Below are 12,786 nucleotides of genomic sequence, written 5' to 3'. Positions count from 1 at the left end.
TCAATTGGGCAGTTGAGGCGAGTTTGAAACCGGCTGCAGGCCCTCGGTATTGACCTGTGGCATCGGAAAGAGTTTGGCCAGAACGCACTCCCTGGTGCCGAACATGTGCATCTGACCTTCTTTCATCATCAGCACGAAATCGACGGTGGTGAGAATGTTCGGGCGGTGCGCCACGATCGCCACAATGCCGCCGCGCGCCTTGATGCCCAGGATGGCCTGGGCAAGCGCCATTTCGCCTTCGATGTCGAGATTGGAGTTGGGTTCGTCGAGGACGACCAGGAACGGATCGCAATAGAGTGCGCGTGCCAGAGCGACGCGCTGGCGCTGTCCGGCTGAAAGCGCGGTTCCGCCCTCTCCGATCTGGGTCTCGTAGCCGTTGGGAAGACTGATGATCAGCTGATGAACACCCGCCGCGCGGGCGGCGGCAACAATGGCCTCCGGGTCCGATCCGGGATCGAAGCGGGCGATATTGGCGGCAACCGTTCCCGCGAACAGTTCGACGTCCTGCGGGAGGTAACCTATGTAACGGCCAAGGCGCTCCGACGACCACTGATCGAGCGCTGCGCCATCCAGCTTGATACGGCCCGCTTGCGGTCGCGATGCGCCGACCAGTCCACGAACGAGGGTCGATTTGCCGGAACCGCTTGGGCCGATGATGCCGAGCACGGAGCCCGCGTCCAGGCTGAATTCCACACCCTGCACGATGATCCGTTGTGTGCCCGGCGCACCGATCGCGATTCGCTCTACCGTCAAATTCGAGCCGGGCACCGGAAGCGCCATCGGCTGAGCGTTTTGCGGCAATCGGGCGAGCAACTTGCTCAGCCTGCTCCAGCTCTGGCGTGCGGCCACGAAGTTGCGCCAATGGGCGATGGCGAGATCGACGGGCGCAAGCGCGCGGCCGGCAAGGATTGAGCCGGCGATGATCACCCCGGACGTGGCTTCGCCCTGGATCACCAGCCAGGCGCCGATACCCAGCATTGCCGACTGGAGCATCAGTCGCAAGGCGCGGGCGAAGCTGCCGAAGCCGCCCACGATATCGCTGACACGCTGCTGTTGCGTGAGATATTCGCGGCTTGCTTCCCGCCAATGGTCGTGCAGGCGCTGACCCATGCCCATTGCCGCGAGAACCTCCGCGTTGCGGCGGCTGGCCTCGGCGACGCTGTTGCGCCGCACGCCCATCAGAACAGCGGCACCCATGGGTTTGCGCGTAAAGACCTCGGTCGCGGCCGTCAGCGTCACCAGCACGATCGCACCGCAAATGGCTGTGATTCCAAGGGTCGGATGAAGGGCCCAGATGATCGCCATATAAAAGGGCATCCAGGGAAAGTCGAAAAGCGTGCTAGGCCCGGGGCTCGACAGAAATGTGCGGATGTTGTCGAGATCGCGCTGCGGCTGCAGCCCGTCACCCTGCTGGCCGATGTACAAGGGCAGCCTTGATACCGCGGTGAATACGCGTCCCCCGACTGCTTCATCCAGTTCGGCGCCGATCCGGGTCATGATGCGGCCGCGCACGAGGTCGATGACCGCCTGTCCGAGAAACAGAACCGCCGCCAATATCGCCATGGCCACCAGAGTCGGAACGCTGCGGCTCGGCAGCACGCGATCATAGACCTGCAACATGAACATGGCGCCGGTCAGCATGAGGATGTTGCTCACGCCGCTGAAAACCGCAACACCCGCGAACGCTGCCTTGCATGAGCGCAACGCGTTGCCCAGTTCCGAACCGGGCGGTGGCTGAATGTCCCTGACAAGCGATTGGGCACCGGTGTTCGCGAACACGCGTGGCAAGGTTCCTCTTCGTCTCCGCCTTGCCCTGCGGCCGGCTACCGTGAGCAAGCCCAAGGCTGCGACCGCCAGCCAAACTGCGAGAGCGTTCGGACCGGCCAGCAAGGCCAGCGGATCGGAAAAGGCCGCCACCAGATCGGTCCAGGGGCGCGTCTGCGAGATCCTTCCGAAATCAACAAAGCGCGGCAGAAACTCAATTCCCAGGAGCGCGAGAGCGAGCAGGAGCAGGATCGCACCGGGAATGCGCCAGCGGACGATGGCGCCGCGCCGCCGTGGGGGGCGGCGTGACATCTTGCGGCGCGCGGTTGCGCGCAGAAGGCCCAGCGGCCTCCGCTCCGTTTCGACATGAGAATTCGCCCGGTGGAGACGACTCCCCAAGGCTGTCAGTGCTGCGCCAAGGATCACAGTCAAAAATCCGAAGATGGAGTCTTACCCGTCAAGTGCCGGTGCCTGGGGAAGCGGAGCAGGTGGTCGTGTCTATTGGCCGACGATGCTGGGCTGGATGGCCGGACCTTCAGCCTTTGGGGCAGCGATTGTTCCGGAGTCCGGAGCGTAGAACCCTTTGTTGGCCACAATGGAGACCTCGATGACGTCGCCAGCTCTCACTTCCGTATTTTCATCGGCGACGAGATCGTGGGCGACCTTCTGGTCGCGCCTGAAAATCGAAATCTTCACAGAGCCCTGTAGGTCATCAAACGTCCTCTGGTCGCCATAAGTAAATATGAAGAGAAGCTTATCGGCAACGTAGCGCATTTGACTTTGAACTTTTCCAAGCTCGATCTGCGTGTCCTGGGTCTGCGCGATCAAGTCCATTTCATAAGTTTGATGCTTTTTCCGCAACTCACTCTCGGAGCTCAGCATCGCCTGCTGCGCCTGCTCGAGCTGAAGCTCGGTTTGCGCTAATTCAGCCCGATAGCTGGTATGTGCTCTTTCCGCCGTCATGACATTCGAGTTCGTTATCAGCCCCTTTTCCCGCAGCGACCGGGCGGACTGCAGTTCTTCGAGTTGAATGTCCGCGGTCTTTTCCCGTTCCTGTCGCGTGGCGGCAACCATATCTGCTTCCTTCTTCGTCCGATCCAACGAGGCCTCGAGGAAGGAAATGTCGTCCCGGTACGCAGCAAGCCGCGCGTCCAACTGGGCTTGTTCGGACGCAACGATGTCGGCAATCAAGTGTCCGCCAAACTCTATCGGCGGATCCGGCGGAGCAACAAAAGACTTGTCCTGTCGACTTTCCGCCTGTAGCCGGGCGAGCCGAACCTTCAGGCGGTATTCTTCGATCGCCAGATTTGAGCGCGCACTGCGCAGGTCGGCGATTTGCAGGGCTGGCTCCATGTTTCCCACGGCGCTAGCCCGAAAGCCGCCTGCTATTGCGAGGGCATGTCGAACCATTATTCCCGGTTGAAACGGGTACGATCCGGGGTGAGCCACCGTCCCGGAAATAAAGAATGGCCGGTACTGGCCGATCTCCACTTTGACGAATGGCTCGAGGATCAGCTTCTGCTGCTGAAATGCGCGCTCAATGGCTTGCGAAAGGGCAACGGTGGTGAGACCGCGCGCCTGGATATCACCCAGCATGGGAAGTGAAATCGAGCCCCGATCATCGACCACGACTTCCAGCGGGTAGGATGCCTCGCCGATCACGGACACGCGCAGGACGTCACCGGTGTCGAACGTATATCCATCCGCTCGGGATGCATCCGCGGTGAACAGAACAAGGGCAATGGCGAGGCCACCGATCATTGCGAGCATGCGGCTGGCCGCGGGTTCCAATTTGGCGAATAGCTGTCGGCTCCGATCTCTTCTTCGGAAAGGCTTGGATGGAAGCTGCTGGTCACCACGCAAACACATCGTCGTACTCCGTTGTCTTGCCTGCCTTCGGGGCCAATGGACATTCGTTGGCCGAGCATGACAGGAGGGTAATCGTCGGTTCGAGAAGGCCCTCGCGCGCTCCGTTGAGGGAGCGGCTCATCGAAATCCGTGCAGTCCCAAGGTTTGCTTGGCCAGGCCGTCGCGAATTCGTGCGTCGTTCGGCCTGGCGGCTGAAAGGGCTGACTCCAGGACGGATTGATAAATCAGCTCGACCCTGTCGCACATGGAATCCAGCCCCCAGGATGAAAGGTCGGTGAGTGTCGCGCCATCAGCCAATCGAGCGCGATAGTGCTCGTTCTCGAGCAGGTCGGCGACCGCCGCCGCTGCGGCACCCACGTCTTCAGCCGGCGTCACGATTCCGTTCACGCCATGCTTCACGACCTCTTCCACGCCGGGCAAGTGCGAGACCACACTGGCTCGACCGCCCGCCAGATACTGCATCATGACGCGAGGCAATCCTTCTCGCATCGACGTCAGCACACAAACGTCGGCCAGGCTGATCAGTCGCTCGGGCTCGCCATGGTAGCCGATCATGCGAACCCTGTTTGCGAACGGGGATTGTTCAATCGCCGCCTCGATATCGGGTCGCGCCGGCCCCTCGCCGGCCAGGAGCAGCCGCACGTTCGGAATTCGGTCGACCACTTGCCCGAATGCTTCAATGAACTCGACGTGGCGTTTTCTCGGTTCCAGTGCCGCCAGCATCAGGACCACAGGCGGCTTTGGCTCACCTGCAACGGTCCCAAGAAGCCGATGCGGTTCTTGCGGCCATTGCGCGTTCGCGAAGCGCGCCAGATCGAAGCCGGAGTGGACGACATGGTGCTGATCGGGGCTGCCCAGATGATTGGCGATGCAAATGTCGCGCATCGCCTGGCTGACATCGATGAAAGCGCGCGTGAACTTCGCGGCCAAGCGTTCAGCAGCCAGGTACATCAGTCTCTGCGCGGCGCCGACGTGCACGAAAGGTAAAATGTGCACCCCGTGTATGATGCCAGGGATATCGGCTTCCCTGGCGGCAAGGCGGCCGATGATGCCGGCTTTGCTTTGGTGTGTGTGCACGATGTCGGGCCGCCAATCTCGCATAAGGCGAGTGAGTTGCCCGAATGCAGAGATGTCACGGGATGGCGAAATAGAGTTGATGAGCTTTTCCAGGGTCACCACCCGAAGGGTTCCGGCGACGGATGCCCGTAGAGCCGGGTCGTATTCCTCACCATGAACCAACATAACCTCGTGGCCGTGTCGCGCCTGGGCGAGACAACAAGCCAGTGTGTTTTCTTCGGAGCCTGCCCGGAGCAGTCGGGTGAGCACATGCGCGATCTTCATCTGCTTATACCTCAGGGGACATGAAATCCGGCGGGCAGAGCATTCGGGCGGGTGTATCGAGTCGGAGTGTCCGTGGGTTCCTTCGGTGTCCTCTCGCGGGCGGGCAGGGCCAGGACTGCCCGCCTCGGCGAGGCCGTGGAAAGAGTTCCCGTTCGTGTTTGTTTTTGTGGTGAGTGTCGAACGGGTGAGTCACCCGCTCTGCCTCTTACAGAGATAGCCAGATATGCCTGAACAGTTCGCGGCTGACCGTCTCTACGCCGGCGCTTGCGTCAACAATTCGGATGTCCTTGTCCTTGGCCCGCATTTCGGCCATCAGCAGCAGCCGCGCATCGAAGGCTTCTTTCCTGATTTCTCCGGGCTTTCGCTGCTCGGACACAGCAAAATCGGAAACGAGGTGCAAAGTGAGATGCGGCCGGCAGTCCGCCATCTTTCGATAGAGTTCCTGCTCGAGCCGGGCGAGAGCCGACAGGCCTGGGACAGAGAACAGGTGCGGCGGGATGGTTGGCCCGTCCAGATATCCCCTGCGGATCGACTGCGGCCACCTGTCACAAATGACAATCATGCCGCGCGTCGCCCATCGATGCGCACGCTTGACAACGGAGTATCGTTCAAACGCGATCAAGACAGCCCACAGTGCCAACGCGGTAGCGGCAACTCCCCCCTTGGCCCAATTTCGCCCAGACAGGTCCTTGCCATCGTGATGAGCCAAGGACTTCAGGCGGCGTCTATGGGGGAAAACCAGGCTCTGCACCGCCTTGCGAAGCCACCATCCATTGCCATCGCCGGTTCCGACATAGGCTTGCGCGCACCCGAATTTCCATCGAAATATCTGTGCCAGCCGATCGACCTGGGTGCTCTTGCCCAAGCCATCAGGGCCTATTAGCGCCACCACAAGTCCACCAGCCATAGGTCGTCTCTTTGGCGGAAGGCTGCCGGGCATCAGGCGATGAAGGAACCTCAAAGCAAGATAGGAGGTTTTGCGCACCAGATGGACCGCTGCATCGGCGATTCCGTAGCGTCCCGTAAACCCACTCATTTCCCGGATCGAACGCCGCAGTCTGGCAAGGTCTCCGCGGTGGGCGAGCAAACCGTCGGCGCTTTGCCGGAACCTGCAGCTCACCGTTCTCCCGCCAAGCGCGAATTCAACGACATGCAAGCCTTGCTCGCCGGGCTGAAATGGCAGGCATGCGAATTGGTCCTTCCAACGATCACCGACGGCGATCCACTGCCTCCACGGCAGCGTCCAGGCCCGAAAGGCGAAACGGGCAATCGTCATCCGAAGTTCGTCTTCGGGAGAGGCGACAGGAACGGACACGCCGTCGACATTGATCGGCACCCATCGTGCAATCGCCGCATAGTCGAATGCCAGATAGCGTTTACGAAACTCCCAGCCGATCCGGGCACCGATATGCATGTCGAGATGGAGATATCGGCCATGCGAGAAGTCGGGCACAAACCAGTCCTCTCGCCCGGCACAGACATTGTCGTAGCAGGACAGGCTCACGCCGCGACGGCCGTGCAACTGACTAACGATCGAGCAGAAGGCCGCGTAGTCATGCTTGTCCACGAGGACATCCAGATCGTCCTGGCCGGCCAGTCCGCCGTGCAAGGACCCGAGATCCTGAATTATGCCGTACTTCAGACCGGCTTCATTGAATGCTCGAAACAGTTCGGCGGCAACCGGCAGTGCCGGTACCGTTTCGAAGCGGCGGGAAGGGGCGGTCCCGTCAGTTTCAGATGGCCCTGAATCCGTTTGGCTGCCTGACGGGGCCGCGCCAGGCGCCCTGGCCGGCGCTGAAACATCCGCCGCCGGCGCCAACGCGTCCGCCAGCATCCTTGCCTTGGCTTCTGGCGACCAGCGCCGATATTGTTGCGGCTGCGCCCCATCCCGAAGCTCTCCGGGGCCTGCGGGGCGGTAATTTCCTGGGGTGGATTTGCCTGAAGGTTGCAAGAGGTGTCCCCGTAATTGTCGCGGCGAGCATCATTCGCCCGTAACTGCCGGAAGCGTCGTCGAATTGGCGTCTGAGTGGACTTAAACCCTTTGGTCGGTCGACTTCGTCGCGACGTCGCACCGCCAACGTTCTGAATGGCGGCATGGCGGCCTGCAGGTTCGGATGTCGCCTTTGCAAGCTGCCGCACCGAGGGTGAATTGGGTGCCAACTCATCACTCGCTGCCGGGTGTTTTCGGCGCTTTTAGAACAAGAAATAAAGTATTAGACAAAAGTATAAAATTAATTCCGAGAAATTACTGACAATTTGTCTCTGCCGATAGTAATCGGGATCGCTCGGTTCATGATATCAAGAAGAATCTTGACCGCTCCAGTCTTTCCAACATGGTCAAGGATCCCAAGTTGATCCGCAAAAGGTCCGTCTATGATCCTGATTGTTTGCCCGGGCCGCAAGAGCATGTCCGGGTGCAAAATGCCGTCGTCATCGGTTGCCGATATCAAGGACTCAACGACACCGTATGGCGCAGGTATCGGCAATCCGTTGCACATGACCAGCTTTCGGACGCCGACGGTCGAATTGATCGGGTACCAGCTCTGCCTGCGAACAGCCAGTGAGACGAAAAGATAGCTGTCGAAATACGCACTGCTAACCATCTTGACGCTACGAGCGTGTCTGACAGTTCGCCTGCGCTTGGGCAGATAGATTCGGAAGTTCTGCGACAGCAGGTGGCGCTCGGCCAGGCTTTCGGAATGTTGGTGCGTCTGAACCACGCACCAACGCGCAGGTTCACCGTCGTGAATTTCTCCTGCCGGCCCTGGGGCCTGATTGTAGTGCGAGTCAGCATTCAGCATGGCGAAATATTGTTTCATCCTCTAATTGAGATAGTAACTGTCCGTGACACTGCTTTCGAGCGACGTGTAACGGCCGTATTTCGGCAGCTTTGGTTCGTCCACCATTGTCAGAGCGATGCCGGCAATCTTGGTCCGACCGCCAAGATTTCGAATTCCCTCGGCAACCGCTTCGCGTGAGGTTTCACGCCACTTGACGACAAAGACGACTTTGTCGACATGCCTCGCCAGGATCGAGGCATCGGCAGCGGGGCCAACGGGCGGTGCGTCGATGATCACCGTGTCGAATTTCCCTCGAACCTCCTCGAGCAGCGAGCGCATTCGCGCCGAAGCAAGGAGGGCAGGCGGGTTTCGGGTCTTTGCGCCGGCGGGCAGCAGGGAAATCCCCGAGCGTTCGTCCAGATGGATCGCGCTTGTGGCCTTCACCGGCAAAGTCAAGAGGTCGACCAAGCCGACCTTCTCCGCCATGCCGAAGAAGGCCGTGGTGGCCGAAAGCCGCAAGTCCGCATCGATGACCAGAACTCGTTCGCCATCGGCCACGGCGGAGCAGGCCAAGCTTAACACAAGAGTTGTTTTTCCTTCACCGGGCATCGCCGAGGTCACCAGCATCAGGCGCGGTGAGCCGTTCAGTTCCGGTGTCGCCTCGATGCCTAGGCGGAGTCGCCGCACGGCTTCGCTGTATCTGGATAGCGGCCTGCGCTCGAGATAGGCCACGGGCTGGGCTTGCGACTGGGCATCTCTCTTCCAGCCCGACATCCTCGGCACCGACGCAAGAACCGGAACTGACAGCTCGTCCTCGATCTGTTTCTTCGCCATGAAGCCGGAAGCGAAAAGTTCACGAAGAACGGCGCCCGCGCCCCCGAAAAAGACGCCGAGGACCAGACCCAAAGCCGCAAAAAGAGGCCTGTTCGGGAAGCTCGGCGATTCCGGGACACCCGCACCGGTGATCACGCGCACACCGCTATTGAGGAGAGTGGACTTTTCCTCGGTGAGCTTGGCGCGGGACAGGAACGTCTCGAAGAGTTCCTTGTTGGCGGCGGCAATCCTTTCCAGATCGCGCAACTGGACGCCTACCTGGCCTTCAATTTCGGACCGGTTGGATACCGAGTCCAGGGCCCGAGCCAGCGAAGCTTCGCGGGCCTCGGCGGCGTCGACTTCATTCTTCAGATTGCCGATAAGACGCTGGACTTCGGCGGTAATCTGTCCCTCGATATCGCGGCGCTCGGCCTGGGCCGCCATGACATCGGGATGTCGTTCCCCGTATTTCAATTGAAGGTCGGCTTCCCGCCGCGTCACTCCGGAGAGCTGGGCTCGAAGCGCGCTGATCACGACGGATTGCAACACGTCAGGCATCGACTGGATGTCGCCTCCAGTGGTCAGCAGTTTGTCAACTTGCTGATACTGCGACCGCTTCGAGGACAATTCGGCGCGCGCGTTGATCAACGCGATATTCAGTTCGGACAGTTGCTGGTCAGTCAAACTGCCCGCTGCTGTCGCCAACAGATTGTGATCGATCCGAAACTTTTGGACAGCTTGTTCCGAACGGCTGAGTTCTTCTCGCAGGGATGCGGCCCGCTCACTGAGCCATGTCGACGCTTTCCTGGCCCCTTCATAGCGGGTCCTTACTCGGTCGGCGACATAGGCCTGGGAAATTGCATTCGCCAGGGATGCTGCTTTTTCCGGGTCATGGGCGGTCACGGAAATCTCAATGACGTCCGCCAGTCCGACGCGCGAGACACCCAGCGCGCCTTGGAGCCATTGCAAAGCCGCTGGCCCGATCTTGGGGTCTTCCGTCAGCTTTTCGCTCTCTACGACCTTCTCGAGGAGTGAGGCCGACCTCAGGACCGCAAGCTGACTTTCGATAAATGTTGAATTGTCCGCAAAATCGGAATTCGAATAATCTTGGGGAGTCATATAGTCATTAGGAGCGTCAAGTAAGACTTGCGCAACACCGGTGTATGACGCCGGAAGGACATATGCGGCGACGACAAATAATATGAGGGTAATAGCCGTAATAGCGCACACAAGTTTCCATCGACGGAGAAGAAAATCAAGGATCTCCCTGACGTCGAGCGGAAGCAATTCTCGGGTCATGATCGGATTGTCAGCTGGACTTCCCATTTCCGAATCCTTGCGATCAGCAACACAACTCCACCCTTCAGCGTTGGCTGAATGGCCTTCACGTCAAAATGGTTCGGGCAGTTAGCTGTTAAGCGCGCTCAAGCGCATGAAACGCAAAGGTTTGTGCCCCGCCATCTGGCATGTCCAGATCGCTCTCTTCCGCCCGCAGGCCGATCACGTCACCGGCCAGCTGAAAACATACCAGCTTCACGGACACCCCCGCCATTACCATTATTGAGTAGTAAATCGGCTAAAGGTCGATCTGGTCTACCCGGCAGCCTTTCAGAGCTTCTAAGGATGTTGCCGAACACGTTCCTCCCTCTCTTCGGGCGGGTCTACAACAACGATTACTTCGGGCGGGATGCGCAGCAGAGCCTGCGCTCCCGACGACAAGAAAGCGGCGAGCCTGAGGCGGGCATGGACACTTACAGCGAAATCGTTCCGGAGTTGGTGGATTGGATGGCCAGCAGATCTGGAGCCATTCTGATAATGTCAGCAACCCTGCCATTGGCACTTCTTCTGAAGGAGGGCCGGTCGCTGAGCTTCGGGGCCCTTGCCGTCTTTGCCGGGGCTGTCATGTTAATTTGGTTCGGCACCGAAAGCCTTGCCGGGGCATTCTTGATCGTTCTTGCAAACAGTTTCCTGGTTTCTGTTGCCCTGTTTTCCAGCCGGAAACGTTTGACGCAAATCGAGGATCGCATGGCATTGGTCATGGCGGCACTCGACGGCCTGGAGGTGGCCGAAGAAAGACGGCAGACTTACAGCGCCAAGCATTCTGCGATCTCGCGGTTTCAACCGCGCCGCAAGCCATCGGCCGGAACAATGGAACAAATCGTCTCGGCTGGCGCAACGGATAGTCCCGGAAGAGAGACGCAGGTGATCCCCGGCCCGCCCTGGCAAGAACTACAGGCGCTCGATCCGCGATTGGACTTAGCGGTCCCGGTGTCTACTCGACCGACAAGACGCGATCCTGCTTTCAGAAAAACGTCAAAGAAGGCCGCGTTCGAGCTGAACGGTTCTGCGGGCGATGGTTTGGGCCATTTCAAGTTGAAGCGACCACAAAAGTCAGGGTGACGGTATCGCCGGGCCGAATCCCGGTAGGACGGCCGATCATCGGTCTGCCGCCGGCACGCGCACGGGCAAAGTTGCCGAAGCCGATCCGGTAGATGGTTGCAAGCTCCGGCTCATGGCCGAGATGGACAGGCAACTAGGTTTGGCAATGTCGCGCATTCGATAGAGTCCCGCCGCCTCCTTCGCAAGATCCTTGCCGATGGCCCTCACATTCGCTGCCGGCCGGAGCGAAGCGGCCGCGCTCGCAAAGATCGATATCCTGGTTTTTGCATGGTGACGGCCCGCCAGCCGCTATGCAGTTGCTCATTCCAGTTCTGCACGGGGATATCGTTCCGGGAGCCACGGCGGCCCTAAAAGTCGACCTCGGCTGCGGCTGAATTTCAGATCGCACAAGGTAGTAGGTTTGCACCCGAAGGTGGTAGACTGCTAGCCACTTGGATGAAATGATAGATGGAACTTTTTGTGTAGTTGATGATTTTAGCTACAGGTTGATCGGGGGCGTTCAGCGGTTGGGGTTATTCAGGGCAAGATGAGCTTTTCAAAGCGGGCTTCTGGATTGGCGCGGGGACCTACGCTTGCTGACGCAAGTTGGGAGAAGGGAATTTCTCTACTGCCGGGAGCTGTGCGTCGCCTCTACCCGGCCAACACGACGATTGCAGGCCAGCATCAGGCCAAGTCTATCATCCTGATAATCACTTCCGGGTGGGCGGCATTCGCCAAGACGCTGCCGAACGGCTCGCGATTGATCGTTGATTTTGCGCTTCCTTACGAAATTAGCCGGATAGAGTTCGTGGGAGAAGCCGGTGAGACGGTAACAGCTCTATCGGACGTGACCGCGATCGAACTGGCCGGTCCCATCCATACTTGTTTTTCGCGCTATCCGCAGCCCGTTTGCGAGGCCATCCTGCGGGCCGAGGCGAGTCGATACTCAAGGGTTGTGGAACATCTGGCAGGGGTCAGTCGAAGGGGAGCCGTGGAGCGCACTGCCCATTTACTTCTCGAACTGGCCTGCCGCGCACATCGATCGGCAACGAGTTATCCGGACCGCTTTGAATGCCCGCTGACCCAGGCCGAACTGGCCGACGCGTTGGGGCTTTCGGCCGTGCACGTAAGTCGCGTGTTGAAGGAATTGCGGGAAAGCGGCTTGGCTTCATTTCGCAATGGCCTGGTCGAGTTGCATGACCATGCGGGACTTATCAAAACAGCCGGATTTGATCAGTCTTACATTTCGAGCTGACGTCGCGGGGCTCTGTGGACGATTCCCCGATTGTCGGGACTATTCGACTTTCGCTTGAGGCATTGCCCCGCGTCTTCCGGCGCGCCAGCCTAGCCGGGTGAGTGGGCCGATGATCACTCTAGCCCAGCCAATGGCGCGCTCGCGGCGGTTTTTGCCTTCTTGACGGATCATATTTTGGACTTCCGAGTAACCAGGTGCCGTCAGGATCCAGCTGTTGAGCTGGGAGGATTTCCTCCACATTGGGCTGGTGTCGCTCGCTTGGGCAATCGGCATTTTGAGATGATCTGCCTTCCGGAGCAGTCGCCGCGTTTCTATCTCCGCAATCTGTTCATGGTATAGCAACGCTTCCCAATGATGTCGGTAATCAGCCTTCTCCCGCTCCGCAGGCGTGCCCGCCTTTGCCAGTTCGACGTCATGGGCGTAGTCGAGCATCCTGATGGTTCGCCGGTACGCATCAATTTCCAACAACTCTTTGATTCGTAACACCATCATCATATGGCCTCTCCAAGCCCGTGAGCCCAAAAGAGCGCTACAACGTCATATGGCCTTCAGTCCATTCCGCTACTTGGATGAACCCGCAACGCA

Annotated in this window: 9 protein-coding genes; 2 read left to right on the top strand and 7 right to left on the bottom strand. The window is 59.4% G+C overall.

Features of this window, described 5'->3' with window-relative positions; genetic code table 11:
* The 6 genes from AC1D05_RS19985 to AC1D05_RS19960 form a co-directional block, all read right to left on the bottom strand.
* Positions 1 to 2,076, bottom strand: a complete 2,076-nt coding sequence (locus AC1D05_RS19985; protein ID WP_477443226.1) for a type I secretion system permease/ATPase — start codon at positions 2,074 to 2,076, stop codon at positions 1 to 3.
* A 186-nt stretch (positions 2,077 to 2,262) separates the two neighbouring features.
* Positions 2,263 to 3,534, bottom strand: coding sequence for a polysaccharide biosynthesis/export family protein (locus tag AC1D05_RS19980; protein ID WP_477443224.1), 1,272 nt, complete (start codon positions 3,532 to 3,534; stop codon positions 2,263 to 2,265).
* A gap of 216 nt (positions 3,535 to 3,750) precedes the next feature.
* The gene (locus AC1D05_RS19975; protein ID WP_477443222.1) at positions 3,751 to 4,974 is read right to left on the bottom strand and encodes a glycosyltransferase; all 1,224 of its coding nucleotides are present in this window, start codon (positions 4,972 to 4,974) and stop codon (positions 3,751 to 3,753) included.
* A 205-nt stretch (positions 4,975 to 5,179) separates the two neighbouring features.
* Positions 5,180 to 6,808 carry a hypothetical protein gene (locus tag AC1D05_RS19970; protein WP_477443221.1) on the bottom strand — a complete coding sequence of 543 codons (1,629 nt, stop codon included), beginning with the start codon at positions 6,806 to 6,808 and terminating at the stop codon, positions 5,180 to 5,182.
* A 397-nt stretch (positions 6,809 to 7,205) separates the two neighbouring features.
* Positions 7,206 to 7,793 carry a transcription termination/antitermination protein NusG gene (nusG, locus tag AC1D05_RS19965; protein ID WP_477443219.1) on the bottom strand — a complete coding sequence of 196 codons (588 nt, stop codon included), beginning with the start codon at positions 7,791 to 7,793 and terminating at the stop codon, positions 7,206 to 7,208.
* 3 nt (positions 7,794 to 7,796) lie between these two features.
* Complete coding sequence (locus AC1D05_RS19960; RefSeq protein WP_477443217.1) at positions 7,797 to 9,893, bottom strand: GumC family protein; 2,097 nt, start codon at positions 9,891 to 9,893, stop codon at positions 7,797 to 7,799.
* Between the two features lie 297 nt (positions 9,894 to 10,190).
* On the opposite strand from AC1D05_RS19960, the gene AC1D05_RS19955 reads away from it, so the two are divergent.
* Both AC1D05_RS19955 and AC1D05_RS19950 read left to right on the top strand, forming a co-directional pair.
* Positions 10,191 to 10,967, top strand: a complete 777-nt coding sequence (locus AC1D05_RS19955) for a hypothetical protein (protein ID WP_477443215.1) — start codon at positions 10,191 to 10,193, stop codon at positions 10,965 to 10,967.
* A 619-nt stretch (positions 10,968 to 11,586) separates the two neighbouring features.
* A complete protein-coding gene (locus tag AC1D05_RS19950) occupies positions 11,587 to 12,201 on the top strand; it encodes a Crp/Fnr family transcriptional regulator (RefSeq protein WP_477443214.1) in 615 nt (204 codons plus the stop codon).
* A gap of 39 nt (positions 12,202 to 12,240) precedes the next feature.
* Here AC1D05_RS19950 and AC1D05_RS19945 read toward each other — a convergent pair whose 3' ends face one another.
* Entirely contained in the window at positions 12,241 to 12,696 is a 456-nt protein-coding gene (locus AC1D05_RS19945) for a hypothetical protein (RefSeq protein ID WP_477443212.1), read from the bottom strand.
* Positions 12,697 to 12,786 lie beyond the last annotated feature (90 nt).

It is taken from the genome of Mesorhizobium sp. P2_E9 (genome assembly GCF_056403815.1).
The sequence above is the reverse complement of the archived record's forward strand: the minus strand, read 5'-3'. Positions and strand labels throughout refer to the sequence as shown.

What these genes read in the sequence shown, in the direction of transcription:
- AC1D05_RS19985 (WP_477443226.1), bottom strand. Translation starts at nt 2,076, where the DNA reads ATGTCACGCCGCCCCCCACGGCGGCGCGGCGCCATCGTCCGCTGGCGC.
- AC1D05_RS19980 (WP_477443224.1), bottom strand. Translation starts at nt 3,534, where the DNA reads ATGCTCGCAATGATCGGTGGCCTCGCCATTGCCCTTGTTCTGTTCACC.
- AC1D05_RS19975 (WP_477443222.1), bottom strand. Translation starts at nt 4,974, where the DNA reads ATGAAGATCGCGCATGTGCTCACCCGACTGCTCCGGGCAGGCTCCGAA.
- AC1D05_RS19970 (WP_477443221.1), bottom strand. Translation starts at nt 6,808, where the DNA reads ATGCTGGCGGACGCGTTGGCGCCGGCGGCGGATGTTTCAGCGCCGGCC.
- nusG (WP_477443219.1), bottom strand. Translation starts at nt 7,793, where the DNA reads ATGAAACAATATTTCGCCATGCTGAATGCTGACTCGCACTACAATCAG.
- AC1D05_RS19960 (WP_477443217.1), bottom strand. Translation starts at nt 9,893, where the DNA reads ATGGGAAGTCCAGCTGACAATCCGATCATGACCCGAGAATTGCTTCCG.
- AC1D05_RS19955 (WP_477443215.1), top strand. Translation starts at nt 10,191, where the DNA reads ATGTTGCCGAACACGTTCCTCCCTCTCTTCGGGCGGGTCTACAACAAC.
- AC1D05_RS19945 (WP_477443212.1), bottom strand. Translation starts at nt 12,696, where the DNA reads ATGATGATGGTGTTACGAATCAAAGAGTTGTTGGAAATTGATGCGTAC.